This is a genomic window from Streptomyces sp. NPDC005202, assembly GCF_040608235.1.
Taxonomy (GTDB): domain Bacteria; phylum Actinomycetota; class Actinomycetes; order Streptomycetales; family Streptomycetaceae; genus Streptomyces.
The window spans coordinates 125,136-144,789 of sequence record NZ_JBEXHW010000013.1; the positions used below are offsets into that span (position 1 = coordinate 125,136).

General features: G+C 71.6%; 20 protein-coding genes and 1 pseudogene. 8 read left to right on the forward strand and 13 right to left on the reverse strand.

Features of this window, described 5'->3' with window-relative positions; genetic code table 11:
* Positions 1-208: 208 nt before the first annotated feature.
* A complete protein-coding gene (locus ABZV31_RS20660; RefSeq protein ID WP_355895687.1) occupies positions 209-667 on the reverse strand; it encodes an RpiB/LacA/LacB family sugar-phosphate isomerase in 459 nt (152 codons plus the stop codon).
* Between the two features lie 74 nt (positions 668-741).
* Positions 742-1,788, reverse strand: coding sequence for a serine/threonine-protein kinase (locus ABZV31_RS20665; RefSeq protein WP_355895689.1), 1,047 nt, complete (start codon positions 1,786-1,788; stop codon positions 742-744).
* Positions 1,789-1,993: 205 nt separating this feature from the next.
* On the opposite strand from ABZV31_RS20665, the pseudogene ABZV31_RS20670 reads away from it, so the two are divergent.
* Positions 1,994-2,239: pseudogene (locus ABZV31_RS20670) on the forward strand (GNAT family N-acetyltransferase); the annotation flags it as partial.
* Positions 2,240-2,434: 195 nt separating this feature from the next.
* Here ABZV31_RS20670 and ABZV31_RS20675 read toward each other — a convergent pair.
* Both ABZV31_RS20675 and ABZV31_RS20680 read right to left on the reverse strand, forming a co-directional pair.
* Positions 2,435-2,860, reverse strand: a complete 426-nt coding sequence (locus ABZV31_RS20675; protein WP_355895692.1) for a hydrolase — start codon at positions 2,858-2,860, stop codon at positions 2,435-2,437.
* 38 nt (positions 2,861-2,898) lie between these two features.
* The gene (locus ABZV31_RS20680) at positions 2,899-3,924 is read right to left on the reverse strand and encodes an alcohol dehydrogenase (RefSeq protein ID WP_355895694.1); all 1,026 of its coding nucleotides are present in this window, start codon (positions 3,922-3,924) and stop codon (positions 2,899-2,901) included.
* Positions 3,925-4,628: 704 nt separating this feature from the next.
* Between ABZV31_RS20680 and ABZV31_RS20685 the strand changes: the two genes are divergently transcribed.
* Positions 4,629-4,784 (forward strand): hypothetical protein, encoded by a 156-nt coding sequence (locus ABZV31_RS20685; RefSeq protein ID WP_355895696.1) that lies wholly within the window; start codon positions 4,629-4,631, stop codon positions 4,782-4,784.
* A 238-nt stretch (positions 4,785-5,022) separates the two neighbouring features.
* Positions 5,023-5,853 carry an HAD-IIA family hydrolase gene (locus ABZV31_RS20690; RefSeq protein ID WP_355895698.1) on the forward strand — a complete coding sequence of 277 codons (831 nt, stop codon included), beginning with the start codon at positions 5,023-5,025 and terminating at the stop codon, positions 5,851-5,853.
* Here the strand turns inward: ABZV31_RS20690 and ABZV31_RS20695 are convergent.
* From ABZV31_RS20695 to ABZV31_RS20705, 3 genes are all read right to left on the reverse strand, one after another.
* Positions 5,842-6,615, reverse strand: a complete 774-nt coding sequence (locus tag ABZV31_RS20695) for a sulfite exporter TauE/SafE family protein (protein ID WP_355895700.1) — start codon at positions 6,613-6,615, stop codon at positions 5,842-5,844. The genes ABZV31_RS20690 and ABZV31_RS20695 overlap by 12 nt on opposite strands.
* Before the next feature lie 178 nt (positions 6,616-6,793).
* Complete coding sequence (locus tag ABZV31_RS20700; RefSeq protein WP_355895703.1) at positions 6,794-8,305, reverse strand: long-chain fatty acid--CoA ligase; 1,512 nt, start codon at positions 8,303-8,305, stop codon at positions 6,794-6,796.
* A gap of 71 nt (positions 8,306-8,376) precedes the next feature.
* On the reverse strand, positions 8,377-9,564 hold the full coding sequence (locus ABZV31_RS20705; RefSeq protein WP_355895706.1) for a thiolase family protein: 1,188 nt from the start codon (positions 9,562-9,564) through the stop codon (positions 8,377-8,379).
* A 115-nt stretch (positions 9,565-9,679) separates the two neighbouring features.
* Here ABZV31_RS20705 and ABZV31_RS20710 point away from each other — a divergent pair, with 115 nt between their 5' ends.
* The 3 genes from ABZV31_RS20710 to ABZV31_RS20720 are packed head-to-tail and all read left to right on the forward strand — an operon-like array spanning position 9,680 to position 11,261.
* Positions 9,680-10,489 carry a lysophospholipase gene (locus ABZV31_RS20710; protein WP_355895708.1) on the forward strand — a complete coding sequence of 270 codons (810 nt, stop codon included), beginning with the start codon at positions 9,680-9,682 and terminating at the stop codon, positions 10,487-10,489.
* 47 nt (positions 10,490-10,536) lie between these two features.
* Positions 10,537-10,794 (forward strand): WhiB family transcriptional regulator, encoded by a 258-nt coding sequence (locus ABZV31_RS20715; RefSeq protein ID WP_355895710.1) that lies wholly within the window; start codon positions 10,537-10,539, stop codon positions 10,792-10,794.
* Positions 10,791-11,261 (forward strand): DNA starvation/stationary phase protection protein, encoded by a 471-nt coding sequence (locus tag ABZV31_RS20720; protein WP_355895713.1) that lies wholly within the window; start codon positions 10,791-10,793, stop codon positions 11,259-11,261. Before ABZV31_RS20715 ends, ABZV31_RS20720 begins: the two co-directional genes overlap by 4 nt.
* 150 nt (positions 11,262-11,411) lie before the next feature.
* On the opposite strand, the gene ABZV31_RS20725 is transcribed toward ABZV31_RS20720, so the two are convergent.
* The 3 genes from ABZV31_RS20725 to ABZV31_RS20735 all read right to left on the reverse strand — a co-directional run bounded on the left by ABZV31_RS20725 (position 11,412) and on the right by ABZV31_RS20735 (position 14,494).
* Positions 11,412-12,011 carry a cupin domain-containing protein gene (locus ABZV31_RS20725; protein WP_355895716.1) on the reverse strand — a complete coding sequence of 200 codons (600 nt, stop codon included), beginning with the start codon at positions 12,009-12,011 and terminating at the stop codon, positions 11,412-11,414.
* A 477-nt stretch (positions 12,012-12,488) separates the two neighbouring features.
* On the reverse strand, positions 12,489-12,986 hold the full coding sequence (locus ABZV31_RS20730; RefSeq protein ID WP_355895719.1) for a DUF6415 family natural product biosynthesis protein: 498 nt from the start codon (positions 12,984-12,986) through the stop codon (positions 12,489-12,491).
* A gap of 302 nt (positions 12,987-13,288) precedes the next feature.
* Positions 13,289-14,494, reverse strand: a complete 1,206-nt coding sequence (locus ABZV31_RS20735) for a helix-turn-helix transcriptional regulator (RefSeq protein WP_355895721.1) — start codon at positions 14,492-14,494, stop codon at positions 13,289-13,291.
* Between the two features lie 98 nt (positions 14,495-14,592).
* Here ABZV31_RS20735 and ABZV31_RS20740 point away from each other — a divergent pair, with 98 nt between their 5' ends.
* On the forward strand, positions 14,593-14,772 hold the full coding sequence (locus tag ABZV31_RS20740; RefSeq protein ID WP_355895724.1) for a hypothetical protein: 180 nt from the start codon (positions 14,593-14,595) through the stop codon (positions 14,770-14,772).
* Positions 14,773-15,051: 279 nt separating this feature from the next.
* Here the strand turns inward: ABZV31_RS20740 and ABZV31_RS20745 are convergent, their stop codons facing one another.
* The 3 genes from ABZV31_RS20745 to ABZV31_RS20755 form a co-directional block, all read right to left on the reverse strand.
* The gene (locus ABZV31_RS20745) at positions 15,052-15,921 is read right to left on the reverse strand and encodes a Cof-type HAD-IIB family hydrolase (protein ID WP_355895727.1); all 870 of its coding nucleotides are present in this window, start codon (positions 15,919-15,921) and stop codon (positions 15,052-15,054) included.
* A 108-nt stretch (positions 15,922-16,029) separates the two neighbouring features.
* The gene (locus tag ABZV31_RS20750) at positions 16,030-17,223 is read right to left on the reverse strand and encodes an ROK family transcriptional regulator (RefSeq protein ID WP_355895729.1); all 1,194 of its coding nucleotides are present in this window, start codon (positions 17,221-17,223) and stop codon (positions 16,030-16,032) included.
* 84 nt (positions 17,224-17,307) lie between these two features.
* Complete coding sequence (locus ABZV31_RS20755; protein WP_355895732.1) at positions 17,308-18,600, reverse strand: DUF1479 domain-containing protein; 1,293 nt, start codon at positions 18,598-18,600, stop codon at positions 17,308-17,310.
* A gap of 234 nt (positions 18,601-18,834) precedes the next feature.
* On the opposite strand from ABZV31_RS20755, the gene ABZV31_RS20760 reads away from it, so the two are divergent.
* Positions 18,835-19,650, forward strand: a complete 816-nt coding sequence (locus ABZV31_RS20760) for an SAM-dependent methyltransferase (protein WP_355895734.1) — start codon at positions 18,835-18,837, stop codon at positions 19,648-19,650.
* Positions 19,651-19,654: the final 4 nt, after the last annotated feature.

Genomic DNA, 19,654 nt, shown 5'->3' on the forward strand with positions numbered 1-19,654 from the left:
CCCGTAGCGCGCCACTGCGGCGGCCAGTCCCGCCGACGCCCGTAGCGCGCCACTGCGGCGGCCAGTCCCGCCGACGCCCGTAGCGCGCCACTGCGGGCGACCGGTCCCACCGACGCCCGTAGCGCGCCATGCGCCACTGTCCAGCCGACGTCCGTAGCGCGCCACTGCGGCGGCCCGTCCCGCCGACATCGCGTCCGGCGCGGCGTCCCTACGAGGGGACCGTCCTGCCGCCGTCCAGCCGTCCGACGTGGGCGACGTTTTCCCGGTCCTCGGCGTCCTCGCTGGGCGCGGCGGCGAACCAGGCGTCGAGGATCTCCTTCATCAGCGGCTCGGACGTCAGCCGCAGGCTCAGGGCCAGCACGTTGGCGTCGTTCCAGCGGCGCGCGCCGTCCGCCGTGTACGCGTCGGTGCACAGGGCCGCCCGGACGCCCGGGACCTTGTTCGCGGCGATGGACGCGCCCGTGCCGGTCCAGCAGCACACGACCGCCTGGTCGGACGTCCCGTCGGCGACGTCGCGGGCCGCGGCCTCGGAGCACGCCGCCCACTGCGGGTCGTCCCCGGGCCGCAGCGCGCCGTGGGTCACCACCTCGTGCCCGCGCTCGCGCAGCTGAGCGACCAGGGAGCGGGCCACGGGTTCGTCCATGTCCGAGGAAACGGAGATCCGCATGTCTCGCAGACTACTCAGCGCGGCCATCCGCTTCCAGGGCGGCCCGGACCCGGCACGGCCGCCCTGGCACGGCCCTAGAACCAGGTCATGCCGATGAGCAGCGCGGAGACGAAGAGGACCGCGCTGCCCACGACGGCGACCGCGCGGCGGTGGCGGCGCAGCGACGTGCGCAGGCCGGGTCGCCGCGGGGGAACCCGGTGGACGGTGGTGTTCCATCCGCTGTCCACGGCCGCGGCCGTGGGGCGCGGGACGGCGTGCCGGCCACGAGACTGGCCGGTGCCGGACTGCTCCGGTGGGAGGGGTTGCGGTGCCCCTCGCCACGCCCCGCTGCGGAACCAGTCCGCCGCCTGCCGGGCCGTGGGCCGCTCCTCCGGCCGCTTGGCGAGCATGCTCAGCAGGTACGCCTCGAAGGCGGGCGGCAGCGCGGCGCCCCGCTGGTGCGGCGGCACGGGCGTGGCGTCGACGTGCTGGTAGAGCAGTGCGGTCGCGGTCGCCGCCTCGAACGGCGGCCGTCCGACGGCCAGTTGGTAGAGCACGCAGCCCAGCGAGTACAGGTCGGAGGCCGGGGTCGCCGGGGTGCCGATGGCGCGTTCGGGCGCGAGGTACAGGCCGGTGCCGACGATCTGCCCGGTCGTGGTGAGCCCGGCCGACGGGTCGTCGACGAAGCGCGCGATGCCGAAGTCGCCGATGCGGACCGTGCCGTCGCGGTCGCTCAGCAGGTTGCCGGGCTTGATGTCCCGGTGCACGATGCCCTGCGCGTGCGCCGCGGCGAGCCCCTCGGCCGCGTGCAGGGCCACCTGGGCCAGCCGGTCCGGTGCGAGCGGCCCGCCGGCGGCCAGCTCTCCGGCGAGGCTGTCGCCCTCGACCAGCTCCATGACGAGGAAGAAGCGGTCCTGCCAGGCGCCGAAGTCGAACATGCCGACCACGTGCGGATGGTTCAGCCGCGCCGAGGTCTGCGCCTCCAGCTTGAACCGCGCCACTGCCGAGGCGTCCGCCCCGTCGTTCAGCAGCAGCTTGACCGCGACTGGCCGGCCGAGCACCTCGTCCGAGGCCCGCCAGACCTCGCCCATCCCGCCCCGCCCGATGACCGTGTGCAGCCGGTACCGACCCGCCACCAGCACTCGTAGACCATCCTCAATCCCCGAAGTCCCGCCCTCGCGGCAACCGCCCCATCTTAACGATCACTTGACGCCTCGTACGACGGCCGAGCGACGCAGGTCACGGGGAGGTTTGCCGGCCGGAGTTCTCCCGCACCGCACGGGCATGGCTCATAGTTCTCGGGACATGGCGCCGCCCTCCCCGGGGGCGCGGAACGGACGGTCCGTGATGGCGTGGTCGGACGGTGACGGGGCCCGGAACCACCGGCTGGCGCGGCTCGGCCAGGCGATCGCGGGCGTGCCGTGCGCGGTGACGGAGCTGCGCGCGCTGGATCTGCGGGACGTCGTCGTGGGGCGGCTGCGCTTCCGGGTCTGCGCTCCGTGCCGTACCGGCCGGATCCTGGACGTCTGGGTCCGGGGCGCGTGGCAGCGCCAGGGACTGGGGCGTGAACTGGTCCAGTCCCTGCTCGACGCCCACGCCGGCCACCGGTGGACCACGACGTGGCACTCACCGGCCGGGCGGGCGTTCTTCGCGGCGATGCCAGGAGACGGCCGTGTCCTTTCCGCACCGCGGCCCCGCCTGCCCGCACCTCGAGGGCCGGCTCGGACGCGCGCTGCGCCTGCCCCCTGTGCTTCTCCAGCGCCGGCCGCAGAGGCGGGGCGGGTGCGCCTAGCGCGCCCTCACGCGCTTGACGCCGATCAGCACGCGGTAGCGCTCCCGCGCCGCGAACTCGGCCATGGTCCAGACGACCGGGCGCCCCACTTGCGCGCACAGGTGCAGCACCTCGTCCTCACCCGTCCAGACACCGACATGGGCGCCGTAGGCGTCGTCCGTGGCGTTGAACAACAGCAGGTCCAGTGGTCGGGGGCGCGGCACGCGGACGGTGGCCTGTGTGTCGGTCCACAGCTCGCTCGAGCGCAGCGGGGGCGGAGCCAGACCGAAGTGCCGCAGCACCTCGTGGGCGAACAGCTGGCAGTTCGCCCCTGCCGCCAGCCCGGGCCGCGCGGCCACCGCGGGCGCCCCCGGGAAGCGGGAGCCCGCGTAGGGGACCGTCCAGAAGGCGGCCGGGAGTCGGTCGAGGAGCCGTCCGTCCATGGCCCACGCCTCCTGGGTCGGGTAGCCACCCGGGTACGTCAGCGGATGGTGAGCACCATCCGGAAGCGGGCGCTGCCGGAGAGCATTTTCTGGTACGCCTCGCCGGCCTGGTCCAGCGGCACGGTCTCGACCATGGGTCGGATCCCGTGCAGAGCGCTGAACGCCATGGTGTCCTCCACGTCCTGCGCGGTGCCGGACGGGTGGCCGCGGACGACCCTGCCGTTCATGAGCAGCTGGATCGGGCTGATCCCCAGCGGGTCGGGGGCCGCGCCGATGACCACCAGCTCGCCGCGGTGCGACAGCCCGTCCACGGTCGCCGTGATGGCATCGGAGCTGCCGGCGGTGGCCAGGACGACCTTGGCACCGCCGAGGGACTGCAGGGCGTCCCCGACGGCGGTGTCCGCCGTGCTGTCGATGTAGTGGTGAGCCCCGAGCTGCTTGGCGAAGTCGGCCTTGTCGGCTCCGCGGGCGATCGCCACGGTCTCGAAGCCCATGGCGACCGCGTACTTCACCCCCAGGTGGCCGAGGCCGCCGATGCCGAGTACGGCGACCAGATCGCCCGGCCGGGCGGAGCTGCGCCGCAGCCCGTTGTACGTGGTCACCCCCGCGCAGGCCATGGGCCCCGCATCGCTTGCCGCCAGCGCGTCGGGGATCCGGGCCAGGGCATCGACCGGCGCGATCACCGCCTCGGCGAAGCCCCCGTCGTACGCCCATCCGGGCACCTTCAGGTTCTCGCACACGATGAAGTCGCCCTGCCTGCACGGCTTGCAGTGACCGCAGCTGCCGCCGAACCAGCCCACCGCCACCCGGTCGCCGACCTGCCAGCCCTTGTCCTGGGCTCCCTCGCCGAGCTCGTCGATGCGCCCGGCTATCTCATGCCCGGGGACCAACGGAAACCGGACGCCCGGCAGCCCGGCGTTCACGAAGAAGACGTCGCTGTGGCAGATCCCGCAGGCGTCCACGGCAACCCGTACATGGCCGGGAGCCGGCTGCGGCACCTCACGCTCGACGATCTCGAACGGCCCGCCGGCGGCGGCCACCTGTGCGACTCGGTAGGTAGTCATCTGTTTCTCCCCGGGAAAGGTAGGACGACGCCCCCCCCGAACCAGCAGACCAGCTCCGGCCCGATCGCGCGCGCCGAAGGGAAAGAGAAGAGTCCCCGGGGACCTGTTCGGCCGGCAGCTGTTCCTCGGCGAGGCGCCGGACACCGAGCGCATCGGCCCTCCTGCGACGCGGGCGTACTGACCCGGGGCGCTCTGCGGCGTCACGCGTGCGCGCCGACGCGGCTGCCGCGAATCGCCCGTACGACGCCGTCGGGGTCGGGCACGGAGACCGCCAGCCGGACGAAGGGCGCGGAGGGCCACAGGTCCACCAAGACCACGGGCCCGGGCGCGCACCGCGACGAAGTCCGTGCCGCCGGGATGGCGCCGTTTTCCGAGGCAGCGGCCCGGACGGCAGCTCCCGCGCTTCGGTACACCGCGCAGACCGCGCCACCAGTCCGGCTCCACCCTCACGTCCTTCACCGCCGCCAGCGGCACCCGGATTTCGCGGCGCCCCGCCAGGAGCCGCTCCCGCCAGGACAGGCGCAGGACGAGGTCCTCACCGTCCGCCGTCAGCCGTGCCATGGAAGCCACCTCCTTCGGCATCGGGCGTCTGACGTTTGGGTGAATGTTCTTGAGTCGCCTCTTGTAAAGATAAGCCGCCAAACTATGTATGTAATCGTCGGCTTATCTGCTGATCCGTCAGTAATGAGGAAGGGAGGACAACCGTGACCGCTCTGGCGTGGCTGCTCATCCCGTTGGTGACGGCCGTCGGTGCGAGCATCTGGGGATGGTTCGCGGGACGACCGCGTCGCACCGATGTCTGGACGGACGTGGACCGCTACGACCGGCTTCGCGCGGCGCTCTCTCGCGTGGCCTCCTAGCGCGGACGGCGCTGTCGGAGCCCTACCACGGGACGGGTCGGCCGTTTTGACTGTGCGTCCGGATCTCGGGATCCGCATCGTACGGCGCGCACGCCCCGAGCACGGTCGGCGGTGCCCGGCCCCGTGCGGCGTCCGTGCCGGACCGCGCGCCGGACCGGTGCACCGCCGTGCCGGACCGCGCGCAGGTCCGGCACGGTGATCCCCTCCGGGCCGGGTCCGGATCGCTATCGTCCCCCTCATGGCATCCGCACGCTCGGTCCTGATCGACCGCTCGGTCCTGATCGACCGCTCGGTCCTGATCGACATCGACGGAGTCCTCACCGTCTCGTGGCGGCCGCTGCCCGGTGCGGTGCAGGCGTTGCGGGAGATCAGGGAGGCGGAGCTCGGGGTCGCGCTGCTCACCAACACCACGTCCCGCACGCGCGCGTCCATCGCCGAGGCCCTCGCCTCGGCGGGCTTCCCCGTGGGCGCCGACGACATCCTCACCGCGCCCGCGGTCACCGCCGCGCACCTGGCCGAACGCCTGCCGGGAGCGCGCTGCTCCCTGCTCAACAGCGGCGACATCGAAGAGGACCTGGCCGGCGTCACCGTTGTCGACGCCTCCGACTCCGAGTCCGTCCCGGACGTCGTCATCGTCGGCGGCGCCGGTCCCGAGTTCGACTACGCGGCGCTCAACCGGGCCTTCGGGCACCTGCAACAGGGAGCGCGGCTGGTGGCCATGCACCGCAATCTGTACTGGCGGACGGACGAGGGCCTGCAACTCGACTCCGGGGCCTTCCTCATGGGGCTGGAGGCGGCGGCCCGTACCGAGGCCGAGGTCACCGGCAAGCCGTCGCGCGCGTTTTTCGAGGCGGCGCTGGCGCACCTGGGGTCGGGAGCGGACGAGGCGGTGATGGTCGGGGACGACATCGAGTCGGACGTGCTTGCGGCGCAGCGGGCCGGCATCACCGGGGTGCTCGTCAGGACCGGCAAGTATCTGCCGCAGACCCATCGGGACGCGAGCGGACGGCCCGACCACGTCGTCGATTCCTTCGCGGACGTTCCCGCGCTGCTGGGACTAGCGCAGTAGGAGTTGTACGCCGCCCACGACCGTCGCCGCGATCACCAGCTGCTCGAACAGGCGCTGGTTGATCCTGTTCACCGCCCACTTGCCGAACAGCGCTCCGGGCACGACGAACACCGCGAGCGCCGCGTCGAGGAGCAGCGAGCGGCCGTCGATGAGGCCGAGTCCCGCGCTGAAGGGCACCTTGGAGACGTTCACGATGAGGAAGAAGAAGGCCGACGTCCCGAGGAAGCCGAGCTTGCGGAAACCCGCCGACAGCAGGTACATCGACATCACCGGGCCGCCCGCGTTGGCGACCATCGTGGTGAAGCCGCCGAGGACACCGTAGGAGCGGGCCTTGACGCGGCCCGATCGGGTGGTGACCGAGTCCGGTTCCTCGCCGGCGTCGGCCGTGCGGCGCCGCCACACCGTGACCGCCGCCATCAGCAGCAGGATCGCGCCGATCGACGTCCGTACGACCCCGTCGTCGGCCCACATCAGGAACAGCGTGCCGATGACGACTCCTGCGGCGACCGCCGGGAACAGCCGCCACAGGGTGGGCCAGTGGGCGTGCCGCCGGTAGGTGAGGACGGCGAGCACGTCCCCGGCGATCAGGACCGGCAGCAGGACACCGGTGGAGGCGCGGGCGGGCAGGACGGCCGCGAAGATCGCGAGGCTGACCGTGTTGGCCCCGCTGACGGCGGTCTTGGAGAAGCCGACCAGCAGGGCCGCGCAGGCGAGCGCCGCGAATCCCCACCCGGATATGTGCCAGAGCGTCATCGTGTTCATGCGGGCACCGATGTTAGGCGTACGCATCCGGCGCCGTAAGGACCGTCTCGGTGGTTGGTCCCTACCGGTCCTGCGGTTCCTACCAGCCCTACCGGCCCTACCGGCCCTACCAGCCCTACCGGCCCTACCAGCCCTACCGGCCCTACCGGCCCTACCGGCCCTACCGGCCCTACCGGCCCTACCGGTCGGCGTACCGCGCCCGCAGCTCCCGCTTCAGTACCTTCATGCTCGGCCCCAACGGCAGGGCGTCCGTGAACTCCACGCGCCGCGGGTACTTGTGCCGGCCCAGGTGTTCCTTCGACCACGCGGTGATCGCGGCCGGGTCCGGTTTTGTGCCGGGCGCGGGGACGACGACGGCGCACACCTCCTCGCCGTGCAGTTCGTCCGGCAGGCCGATGACGGCGGCCTGGGCGATGCCGGGGTGGCGCAGCAGCACCTCCTCGACCTCCCGCGGATAGACGTTGTAGCCGCCGCGGATGATGACGTCCTTCTTGCGGTCGACGATTCTGAGGAAGCCCTCGTCGTCCTTGGTGCCGAGGTCGCCGGTGCGGAACCAGCCGTCGAAGAGCGCCTCCGCGGTGGCCTCGGGGCGGCCGAGGTAGCCGGAGAAGACGTTGTGGCCGCGGATGACGACCTCGCCGAGCTCGCCCGGCGGCAGGAGCTCGATGCGCCCCTCGACCTCGGCGCGGGCGATCTCCACGTCGACGCCCCACAGCGGGTGGCCGATCGTGCCCGCCCTGGTGCCGAACCACGGCTGGTTCACGCTCGCCGTCGGGGAGGTCTCCGACAGCCCGTACCCCTCGTAGATCCTGGCCCCGAACGCCGCCTCGAACCGCTCCAGCACGGCGACGGGCAGCGAGGCGCCGCCGGAGATGCACACGCGCAGCTCGGGGAGCACGTCGGCGTCGGCAGCGGCGGCCGCGAGCGAGACGAACATCGTCGGCACCCCGTGGAAGGTGTTCACACCCTCCTTCACCATCAGCTCGATCGCCCGCGCCGCGTCGAAGCGCGGCAGCAGCACGAGCGTCGCCCCGGCCCGCCAGGTCGAGTTCATCGACACCGTCTGCCCGAAGGCGTGGAAGAGCGGCAGCGCGCCCAGCGCGATGTCGTCGGCACGGATGTCGTTGGCGTCGAAGGCGTTGACGGTCGCGTTCATCACCAGGTTGAAGTGGCTGAGCACGGCGCCCTTGGGGACGCCGGTGGTGCCGCTGGTGTAGAAGATGACGGCCGGGTCGTCGGCGGCGCGGGTGACGTACGACGGCAGCGGCTCGGCGTCGGCCGCGAGCTTCTCCAGCTCGGCGCCGAGGGTGACGACGTGGACGTCGGCCGCCCGGGCGGCGGCCGCGCCCGTCTCCGCCTGCGCCGGATGGCACAGCAGCAGCGTGGCGCCGCTGTCCTTCAGGACGTGCTCGACCTCCGATGCCGACAGCAGCAGGTGGACGGGGACGACGACCGCTCCGGCGGCCGCGATCGCGTAGTACGCCTGCGGGAACTCGGCGGTGTTCGGCGCCATCAGCGCGACCCGGTCCCCCGGCCGGACGCCGAGCCCGACGAGCGCCCCGGCCTGCGCGCGGGCCCGCTGCCACACCTCGGCGAAGGTGAGCCGCAGGTCGCCTTCGACGAGGGCGGTCCTGCCGGGGCGGCGCCGGGCGTTCTCGGCGAGGATGGCGGCGAGGGACAGGGTTGCCATGGAGGGGATGCTCCGTTTCCTAGTGGCTCTGGTTCCGAATTCCCTTGCGGGAAACCCCCGTTGATGTACGGCTAGTGCCTCTCCACCAGCACCGCGCTCCCCTGCCCCACCCCCACGCACATCGTGGCGAGCCCGCGGGCCGCGCCCGTGCGGCGCATGCGGTGCAGCAGGGTGGTAAGGATACGGGCGCCCGAGCAGCCGAGCGGGTGGCCGAGGGCGATGGCGCCGCCGCTGGGGTTGACCAGGTCCGGGTCGATGCCCAGCTGGTCGACGCAGGCGAGGGCCTGGGCGGCGAAGGCTTCGTTGAACTCGGCCTCCTGGATGTCGTCGATGCTCCAGCCGGCGCGGGCCAGCGCCTTGCGTGTGGCGGGGACGGGCCCGATGCCCATCACGTCGGGGTGGACGCCGGCGGAGGCGCCGGCGACGTACCGGCCCAGGGACTCCAGGCCCAGGTCGTTCAGGGCCTCCTCGCTGACGAGCAGGAGTCCGGCCGCGCCGTCGTTCATGGGCGAGGCGTTGCCCGCGGTGACCGTGCCGCCCTCACGGAAGACCGGCTTGAGCCGGGCGAGCTTCTCGTACGAGGTGTCCTCGCGGATGCCCTCGTCGCTGTCGACGACCACGCCGTCGGGGCGCTCCACGGGCAGGAGTTCGTGGTCGAAGTGGCCGTCCTTGCGCGCCCGGGCGGCCCGCTGGTGACTGCGCAGCGCGAACTCGTCCTGGCGTTCGCGCGGGATGCCGTACCGCTTCGCGACCTCCTCCGCCGTCTCGCCCATCGACAGCAGGCCGTGCAGGTCCTTCATCGCCGGGTTGACCAGGCGCCAGCCGAGGCGGGTGTCGACGGTTTCGATGCGGTGCGGCAGGCCCTCGTCGGGGCGGGGCAGCAAGAAGGGGGCGCGGCTCATCGACTCGGAGCCGCCCGCGAGCACGATGTCGGCCTCGCCGGCGGCGATGGTGCGGGCGGCGGTGGTGACGGCCTCGAGTCCGGAGGCACACAGCCGGTTGACCGTGGCGCCGGGCACGGACTCGGGGAGCCCGGCGAGCAGGGCGGCCATACGGCCGACGTTGCGGTTGTCCTCGCCCGCCTGGTTGGCGGCGCCCCAGTACACGTCGTCGATGCGGGCCGGGTCGAGCGCGGGGACGTCGGCGACCAGCGCGCGGATCACGGTCGCGGCGAGGTCGTCGGGGCGCACGGAGGACAGGGCTCCGCGCAGCTTGCCGATCGGGGTGCGGCGGGCGGCGGCGAAATGGACGGGGCGCACGACAGGACTCCTCAGACGACCCACTTAATTAGCACTGCTAGTTTTGGACTATAGACCTCCGACCGGCCCCCTGGGAAGATCCCCGGGTACCCCCGCCGACGCAGTTGGAGGAGACATGGCCGACGCCCGCGAGCACGTCCTCACCGGGACCCGGGGCACCCTCACCGCCCGCGAGTGGCCGCACGCGCGGCCGCGGTACATCGCTCTCCTGGTGCACGGGTACGGCGAGCACATCGGCCGCTACGAGGAGGTGGCCGGCGTCCTGCGGGCGCACGGCGCGGTCGTGTTCGGGCCCGATCACACGGGCCACGGGAAGTCGGCCGGCGAACGGGTGGTGATCGAGGACTTCGAGGACGTGGTGACCGACGTGCACGCCGTGGCCGATCTGGCCCGGGCGGCGCACCCGGGCCTGCCCGTCGTGATGGTTGGCCACTCCATGGGCGGCCTGATCGCGGCCCGCTACGCCCAGCGGTACCGCGGCGAGCTCACCGCGCTGGTGCTGTCCGGCCCGGTCATCGGGGCCTGGGAGCTGCCGGGACGGCTGCTCGGCCTCGACGAGATCCCCGACACGCCGATCAGTCCGGCCGCGCTCTCCCGGGACCCGGCGGTCGGTGCGGCGTACGCGGCGGATCCGCTGGTCTGGCACGGGCCGATGAAGCGGCCGACGCTCCAGGCGTTCGTACGGACGCTGGACAGTGTCGCCAAGGGCGGGGACGTCGGTCCGCTCCCGCTGCTGTGGCTGCACGGCGACGACGACCGGCTGGTCCCGCTCGCCGGGAGCCGGATCGGCGTCGAGCAGCTCAGCGGCGGGAGCCTGACCGAGCGGATCTACCCGGGCGCCCGGCACGAGGTGTTCCAGGAGGCGAACAAGGCCGAGGTCTTCGCGGACGTGACGGGATTCCTGGACAAGGTGATCGCACGCTGAGGCGTCGCGGTGTTTGCACCGGTTTCGCCAGGGGCACCCGCGCCCCCATGGAGTGGTTGCGCAGTGCTGCCTGCGTGGGTGAGGACCCCGAGCTGTTCTTCCCCGTGGGCACGACCGGACCGGCGCTGCGAGACGTCGCGGCAGCCAAACGCATCTGTGCCCGCTGCCCGGTGCTCTCCCAGTGCCTGACGTTCGCGCTCAGCAGCGGGCAGACCTCGGGCGTGTGGGGCGGGACCTGCGAGGAAGAGCGCGTCGCACTGCTCCGTACCGCCAGAGACGACTCCATAAGGAGGAGCACCCTATGACTGTCGTGAAGAGCACGATTCCCGAACCGGCCCGTCAGATCACCGGGGACGCGCTGCAGAGCACACTCGTGGATCTTCTCGGGCTCTCCCTGATCGGGAAGCAGGCGCACTGGAACATCGTGGGACCCCGGTTCCGCTCCATCCACCTGCAGCTCGACGAAGTGGTGACGGCCGCCCGCGATTTCTCCGACACCGTCGCGGAGCGCGCCGCGGCGCTCGGCGTGCCGCCCGACGGCCGGCCGGAGACGATCGCCTCGGCCTTCACGCTGCCCGGCCCGAAGGACGGCTGGGTGCAGGACAAGGAGGTCGTCGAGGTGATGGTCGAGGCCCTGGAGGGGGCCATCGGACGGCTGCGCGAGCGCATCGAGGCGACCGAGAAGGCCGACCGGGTCACCCAGGACCTGCTGATCACCATCACCGCCGAACTGGAGAAGCAGCGCTGGATGTTCGCGGCCGAGAAGGTGTGACCTGGTCGGGGGGCTGGTTGTGGTGTTGACCTGCACAGACGTCGGCCCGCCGCCAGGCCAGGGGAGCACCGACGGCGGGCCGCCACCCCCGCGTTTCTCCGTCATCAAGGACCGAAGAGCAGCGGACGGGGGGGAGCGCTTGGGAGGGCTTCAGGTCGTGTATTCCAGCTCGGTCAGAGTAGCCCGACGCACGGTGTCGACCAGAGCATCGAGGGCGAGCCCCTGAAGATGCTCGATCAGCATGGCCCGGGTTGCCTCCAGCTCTTCGCCGAGGCCTGCGCCAGTCAGGACAGACGGCAGGACGATCCGCCGGAACTCGGGGTCGTCGATCAGGCCGCGCGTCAACTGCTCGGCCAGCCACAACGGAGTGCGCTCCCGGATCGCGAATGTCAGGTGCACACTCGGTTCGTCGTGGTCGAGGGCGTGCGGGTTGTGCACCCAGCCCCTTGGCAGCAGCAGCGTCTGCCCGGCCTTGAGATCGATCGACATGTCCGGCCCGGCGGCCTCCCAGTCCGGAAGTTTTCGCCCCACCCGGAAGGACTCCTGGTACTCGCGCATGGGCGAGTCGTACACCGGCTTCCACAGCTGCCACGTCTTGGCGCCGGCCACCTGCACGATGAGGGCCATCTGCTGGTCCCAGTGGTGCAGCAAGCCCTGCTGGCCCGCAGGCGTCAGGAAGGCGTGGACGTAGTTGCTGTATCCGGTTTCCTGCTGGATGGCCCTCGTGACGCTGGCAAAGAACGGGATCACGCTGGAGGTTGCCCACGCGGATGGTGTAGCCGCTGCGGTAGAGCCTGAGTAATTTGCCCGCGTCGGTGCGGCCATTGGACATGAACGCGCCCAGGCCCCGCGCCTTGGCCCACGACAGCGCGAAGCTGTCGAGTTCTGCGCCGGTCATGCGCAGCTGGTGCCCGGCGCCCTCCGGCTTGGAGTCGCCGACGACGAACGCGTCCACGCCTGCCAGGGGCGTGGTGACGATGCAGGTCTCGTTGTCGCCGCCGCACCACTTCTTGGCCGGAGCGTCGGCAACTGCCGGCATCTCGTACAGGTTGGCCATGTCCATAGCTGACCTCCATGATCTGGCGATCGGTTGACGGAGATGCGGTCTCCGCGCCGTCGTGCACCCGAGGAGGCTTCCGGACCTCCGACGGGACGGGCGTCTGTGTTGCGGCCCTGACCCGATACGGCCGCCATGTGGCCCCTGTCGCCGGGGCGGGACGGCGCTCGTCAGCGACGACGGCGCACGGTGTTGGCGCAGCGGGCGTGGATGCGGCCTGCTCTGGTTGCGCCTCCGTCTGGGCTGACGTGGTCGTACGGCAGTGACTCCTCGTGCTCCCCGATCGGCTTGTCGCAGGCCAGGCACATCGTCACGCCGGTCAGTGCCTCGTAGTGGTCCACGAGGGCATTCAGCGAGCGGGCCAACCTGCGGGCGTAGGCGATGGCTCCGCCTGGTGCGGGGCTCGGCTCGGCCCTGAGCCGGCCGCGGGCCTCACCGACGCAGGCGAGCGCGCAATACCGGGGGATGTCGTCCTTGGGCAGCTTCGCCGCCGCCTGGACCTCCGGGATGATCAGCTCCATGTGCCCGCGCAGCAGGCCGGTCAGAGTGTCCAGTTCCTTGCCAGTCGGCGGCTCCTTCTCGGGCAGGAGCAGGCGGCCGACGTTCTCGCGCATCGTTTCGGTGTCCAGCGGACGGGTGTCACTGTCCGTCTTCACTGTGCCGGTCATTGGGCACCGCCAGCCCGGCGTGGCGGCTCGAACCCGGACGGGAGACTCATCGCGGTGCCGGGGGCCTGCTGCTCGGACAGGCCATCCACGGCTAGCTCTACGGATAGAAGGCCTCTCACACTGGCGCTCACGATCGCTCCCTGGGCTGCGGGGTGCGGCGCTGGCCCAACCTTTGGCGGGGGTAGGGGCCAGCGCCGCGTGACACAGATCACGCTACGTGCATGCGTGATCACAGCCCAGTGACGTGAGCCATCAGTCGCACCGTCAATTCTCCCCGCACTAGGACGTGTTGTCCTACCCGCTCACAAAGTCGGGTCCACCCCCAGCCGCGCGGCGAGCCCCCGCAGCGGCGTGTTCCGGCGGCGCTCCGTCTCGAGCATCTCCCGTACGGTCGCCGCGGCGAGCGTCTGGAAACGGATCCACTCCGGCTGTTCGGTCTCCACCTCGAGCAGCGTGGCGAGGGCGCCGTCACTGTCCCCCGTCTGGTACTGCGCCTGTGCAACGTCGACCCGGTAGGCGGCGGAATGCACCGGCCGTGAGATCTCCTCGAGTCTCACGTCGCTCGAGAAGCGGAGCGCCTCGTCCGGCCGGCCTGCGCTCCCGGCGAGCGCGATGTTCACCTTCTGGGTACGGACGTCGACCACGCTGAAGGCGGTGCCGTACGCGCGTACAGGCCCGGAGCGGATCGCCGCAGCCTCAGCAGCAGTCAGCATCTGAATGGCCTCGTCACGCTCGTCACCGCGCGCCGCGGGCGTGGCGGCCGCGATGAGGAGGTTCCCGTACACGGCCAACTGCGCCGCCGTCGACTTCCGGAAACTGGGCTCCAGGGCGTCGGCCTTCCGCACCGCGACATCCTGCGCCTGTTCCCACCGTCCCTGACGCAGCAGCACCCACGACAGGGTTGAGACGCCCATGCCCTCCATGAGCGGGTCGGCGGCGCGGGCCGCGGCGGCAAGCTGCTTTTCGACGGCCGCGAAGGCCCAGTCCGGATGTCCTGCTTGGGCGGCGAGGCAGGCGGCGAGTTGGTAGGTGAGGGCGAGTTGCCGCCACACCCGCTCGGTCGGTGTCTCGCGGGCGACGGCCCGCCCGTCGCGCATCAGAAGCGGCAGGACACTCGCGAGTTGGGAGTAGTCGCCGCGCCAGTAGGTAGTGGTGGCGTCCCGTACGCTGTCCGCCCACTCCTGCTCGTCGGGCGGATCCTCGAGGCTCTCGCTCAAGGAGACACCGGGGAGGGCGCCAATGTCCTGGATGGCGTCGCGCAGCTCGAGCAGGCCGCCGTCGTCGACGAGTTCTTGGGTCACGGTGGGCTGTCCTACCAAACGCTCGAGCTGGACATCGAGAGCGCGGGCGAGCGCACGCAAGGTGTTGATGCGTGCGGACTGGCGTACGCCTTGCTCGAGTTTGCGGATGGTGTCGACGTGGACGCCGGCGCGGGAGGCGAGTCCCTCTTGGGTGAGATCGCGGAACTCGCGCAGGCTGCGAATGCGGTCGCCGATACTGGTATTCATGTGTACCCCCGCCAGAAGGTATGTGTCTGTCCACGGTACTGCTGGTGGGGGGTGTACGGGGGCGCGTCGTTTGTGATACCCGCCCGTAGGCTTATGCCATGCCCCCCAACGCGTCCGGCCTTGGCTCCGTGCGGTCTTCTGCCGTTCTCAACGAGGACATCCGCGCTCTGTGGGAACGCGCCGGCGGACGCCTCAACCCGGAGCAGCGAGCGGAGTATGAGCAGCTCGTTGTGGAGTGGGCGGAGGCGGTACGGGCCGAGGTCATGGAGGCTGCGTAACGCGCTGAAGCCCCGCACGATGGCGGGGCTTCAGCAGCCCGTCCCCCGTAGTCAGCGGCCCGCGGCCTGCCACAGCGACAACACGAGACCACCCACCCCGGCCACCGCGGCAACGGACGGCAGCGGCCAGCGCGACCGCTTCAACGCCTCCACATCCGCCCGCAGGTCAGCAATGTCGCCCTCCGCCGTGGACGTCCGCTGCAGCGCCACGTCGAGGCGGCCGTTCAGCGTCGCGAAACCGGTGTCGACAGCGGAACGGGCAGGTGCGCGCGACGGTGCTCAGGCGTCCGCTGTCGGCAGGTGCAGCACGCCGGCGATGGTGCGCAGGACGCCGTTGTCGTTGTTGGACGGGGCCAGGTAGCGGGCCCGGCGGACGACCTCCGGGTGGGCGTTGGCCATGGCGAACGCCCACTCGGCGGCGTCCAGCATCTCCAGGTCGTTGAGGTAGTCGCCGAACACCATGGTCTGCGCGGGCGTGATGCCGAGCTCGTGCTGAAGCCTGCGCAGGGCGGCGCCCTTGTTGGCGGTGCGGTTCATGACGTCGACCCAGTGCTCGCCGGAGACGACGACCTGGTGGGTGGCGGCGAACGGCTCCAGGGCCGGGGCGGTGGTCCGCTCGGCCGGTCCGAAGTCGAAAAGGGCCACCTTGATGATGTCGTCGTCGACGGCGGCCGCGTCCTCGACGATCCGGTGTCGCACGTAGTACTGGCGCACCTCGGCCAGGAAGGCCTCGTCGGTCCGCTCGACGTAGGCCGACCGCTTGCCGCAGACGACGGCGCCCACGTCCACGCCCTGGGCCACGAGGTGCCGTACGGCATGGACGAGGCGGGCCGCGACGGCCGGGTCCAGCGGGTCCGAGCTCAGCTCCACGCCGTCCCGGACGACGTAGGTGCCGTTCTCGGCGATGAACACCATGCCCTGCCCCTCGTCCCCGAACTGCTCCGCCAGCGTGGCGTACTGGCGGCCGCTCGCCGGGCTGAAGAGCACGCCGCGGCGGCGCAGTTCGGCCAGTGTCGGCCACAGGCCCGCGGGGAACCGCTTGGCGTCGTCCAGCAGCGTGCCGTCCATGTCGGTGACGATCAGTTTGATGTCGGCGGGACCGGTGGGCAGTGCGGGGGTGGTGAGGAGGGGCGAGGGGGTGGAGGGCATGTCCTGTTTTCCGTGGCGGGCGCGATGAGGCGCCGGGGTCGTGCGCCGGCTCCGTTGCCGTGCGCGAGGAGGTTCGTTGCCGTTCACGGGGAGCGTTCCGGCACGCCGTCAGCCGGTCCCGGCGCGGGTGCGCAGGTCGGCGCGGGCGCGGCGGAGGGCAACGGTGAGGGCGCCGCGCAGCGGGGCGGCGTCGCCCAGGGCGCCCGGTTCGACGGGCGGCGGCAGCGGGGCGAGGGCCTGCACCGCCTCGCGGACGGGGTCGAGCAGGGCGGGGTGAGAGCCGATGGAGCCGCCGAGGAGGACCAGCTCGGGGTCGACGACCGCACAGACGGTGGCGATCGCCTCGCCGATGGTGCGGCCCTCCTCCGCGACGACCGCCCGGGCTTCGGCGTCACCCTCCTCGGCCCGCCGCAGGATCTCGCGGGCCGCGGCCACGGGATCGACGCCGTCGGTCTCCGGCAGCTGTCCCGCGCGGAAACCCGCCGCGGCGACGGCGCGGGCGAGGCCGTGCGGGGTGCCCGGCGGCTGGGAGCTGACGCTGAGGTAGCCGATCTCGCCGGCCACCCCGCGCGCGCCCTGGACGAGCCGGTCGCCGATGACCAGGCCCATGCCGAGGCCGGCGCCGATGTAGACGTAGGCGAAGCTGTCGGCGTCGCGGCCCGCGCCGTGCCAGCGTTCGGCGACGGCGGCGAGGTTGACGTCGTTCTCCACCAGCAGCGGGGCGTCGGTGAGGTCGGCGAGGGCTTCCTGCGGCTGGAAGACGCCACCGGGGTAGGGGGTGTCCCGGAGCGGGACCACGGCGGAGGTCTTCGGGTCGACCGGGTTGGCCACCGAGATCCCGACGGCCAGCGGCCGTCCGTGTTCGACGCTGCCCTGCTCGACGGCGCCGGCCACGAGGGTGCGCAGCTGCCGGGCAGTGTGCTCGGGGTTGCGCGGCCGCATCGGCTGGTGCGTGCTCTGCAGGAACGGGCGGCCGAAGAGGTCGGCGGCGCACAGCTGGATCTCGGTCGGATGCAGGTCGACGGCGATGACGAAGCCCGCGTCGGCGGCCACCTGGTAGTAGGTGCCCACACGGCCCTGCCGGCCCCGCTGCTCGCCCGCCGGCCGCAGCAGCTTCATCCCCTCCAGCCGCCGCACCGACTCCGAGACGGTGGTCTTGGAGATGCCGGTGCGCTGCGCGATCTCCGCGCGGGTGACGGGCGCCTGCTCGAACACGGTGTCCAGCACGATCTGGTCGGTCAGCTCCCGCACCAGAGCCATGCTCGGCAGGGCCGCTCCCGCGAGCTCCCGGCGGATCTCCATCGCACCTCTCGTCGTCAGGCCTGTGTCGCCGCATGGCGGCTCCACCAGCCTACCGACCGCGTAGCGGTAAGGGCTCCTTCCTGACTAGAGGCCGAGCCCTCGGCGGCCGGTCTCGTTGAGCCGGTCGGCGGTGAAGCGCCCGGTCCAGGAGCGCTCGTAGTGCTCCTCGGGGAAGTCGCTCGGGCTGGACCCGGTGGCGAACGCCTCACGGACGTGGGCGGCGTACTTCTCGTTGCGCGGGCACCAGGGGGCGGCCGGGATGTACATGACGTTGCCCCAGCCCTTCTGGTTCCTCACCGGCGCGACGCTGTGGATCATGTCGCAGTGCCACCACACGGAGTCGCCGGCCCGGACGTCGGGGATGCCGGTGAGGGCCTCCATCAGCAGGGGATGCCACTGCTCGCTCGCCGGGAAGACCTGGTTGACGGTGACGCCGCACATGTCGTCCTCGGGCACGTCCGGCAGCAGCGGGCGGAGCAGCAGGTACGCCATCGCCTCGGGGATCGGGACGGTGTGCAGGACTCCCTGGTCGTGGTCCATGTCCGACAGGGCGGTCCAGCCCTGGAAGGTGCGGAAGGCCGAGCACATGGTGGTGCCGGGGTACTGCGGGCCCGCGGTGCGGTACGAGGCGTCCCAGGGGTCGTACTCCTCGACGCTGCCGTCGAACAGGTGCCGGAACGCCTTCTGGTACGCCTGGGTCATCCACAGGTCCAGCGTGCCGGGGTCGCAGTGCGTGCCCAGGCCGCCGGAGTCGGTGCCCGGCGGGCGGCGCCGGATCCGGTCCGGGTACATCGCGTCCCGGTCGGGGTCGAACCACTGCACCCCGTCCGACTCGTGCTTCCAGAAGGAGTTGAGGAAGGACTGGACCCGGGCCATGCGGTCGCTCTGCCGGGCCTCCATCTGGGCCGTCGACCAGTAGATCGGGTAGATCTCGGGCTTCGAGCCGACGCTGCCGAAGAAGTCGTCGCCGGGACCGGAGTAGGTCTCGAAGAAGTGGTTCCGCTCGACGTAGTCGACGATGTCCGCGTCCCATTTCAGCGCCTGCTCCCGGTCGAAGTGACCGCGCACGACCAGACAGCCGCGCTTCTTGAGCTTGGCCATCTGCTGCGGGGTCACCGTGCCGTTCTCGAGGTCGGCGTAGTCGATGACGGGCCAGACGGTCTCGCCGCGCTCCTTCTCGGCCTTGATCTCGGCGACGCGGGCGGCGACCCGCCGCTCCACGACGGCGAAGACCTCCTCCACGCTCCGGCCCGAGGCCTCGATGCGGGCCCGTAGCGCGTGCTTGATCTCCCGGATCGCCGCGGGCAGGTCCTCCGGAGTCGTCTCCCAGTGGGGCAGGGCCTGAGCGGGCTGCTCCCGCTCGGTCGTGGCGGTCATCGTCGACCTCCTTTGGTCAGGGCTCCTAACTAGGAGCCCAGCGAAACATGGCTTACACCTTTTAAGCAAGAGCCCTGACCAAAATCCTCGTCCTGCCGGGTAGGCCGATTCCCGGGACAGCGTGATCACCGGGCGGCACAATGGCGGCGACGGCCGCACCTTGCGAGAAACGCTGAGAAACGCCGAGAAACGCCGAGAAACACCGCTGAACCGAGAAGAACCAGGAGTGCAGACGTGAGCGAGAGCCACACCCCGTCGGGCGGGTCGCCGAGGCTGAACACCGGTGTGGCGCACAACGCGCGCGTGTGGAACTACTGGATCGGCGGCAAGGACCACTACGAGGTCGACGAGCAGGTCGGCGAACACGTCGCCGGCATGTTCCCCGTGATCCGGGACGTGGCCCGCGCGGACCGCGAGTTCCTCGGCCGGGCGGTGCGCTTCCTGGCCGCCGAGCGCGGAGTGCGGCAGTTCCTCGACGTCGGCACGGGGCTGCCGACGGTCGACAACACGCACGAGATCGCCCAGCGGATCGCTCCCGAGGCACGGATCGTGTACGTCGACAACGATCCGATCGTCCTGGCCCACGCCCGCACCCTGCTGACCAGCACCCCCGAGGGCGTCACCGACTACATCGACGCCGACGTGCACGACCCGGACGCGATCGTCGAACGCGCCGCGGCGACCCTCGACTTCGGCAAGCCCGTCGCGGTGATGATGCTGGGCATCCTCAACTTCGTCCTGGACACCGACAAGGCGCGGGACATCGTCCGCCGGGCGATGGCGGCGGTCCCCTCCGGCAGCTTCCTGGTCCTGACGCACCCCACCTTCGACGCCGACCTCGGCGGCGAGGGCAACATCCAGGCCATGGAGTTCTGGAACGAGAACGCCACACCCCCGATCACCGCCCGCAGCCGCGCGAAGATCGCCGCGTTCTTCGAAGGGCTGGACCTGCTCGACCCGGGCCTGGTGCCGTGTTCGCAGTGGCGCGCCGAGTCCGGCTCCCCCGCCGCCGCGGTACCGCAGTTCGGTGCGGTGGCCGTGAAACCCTGACGCG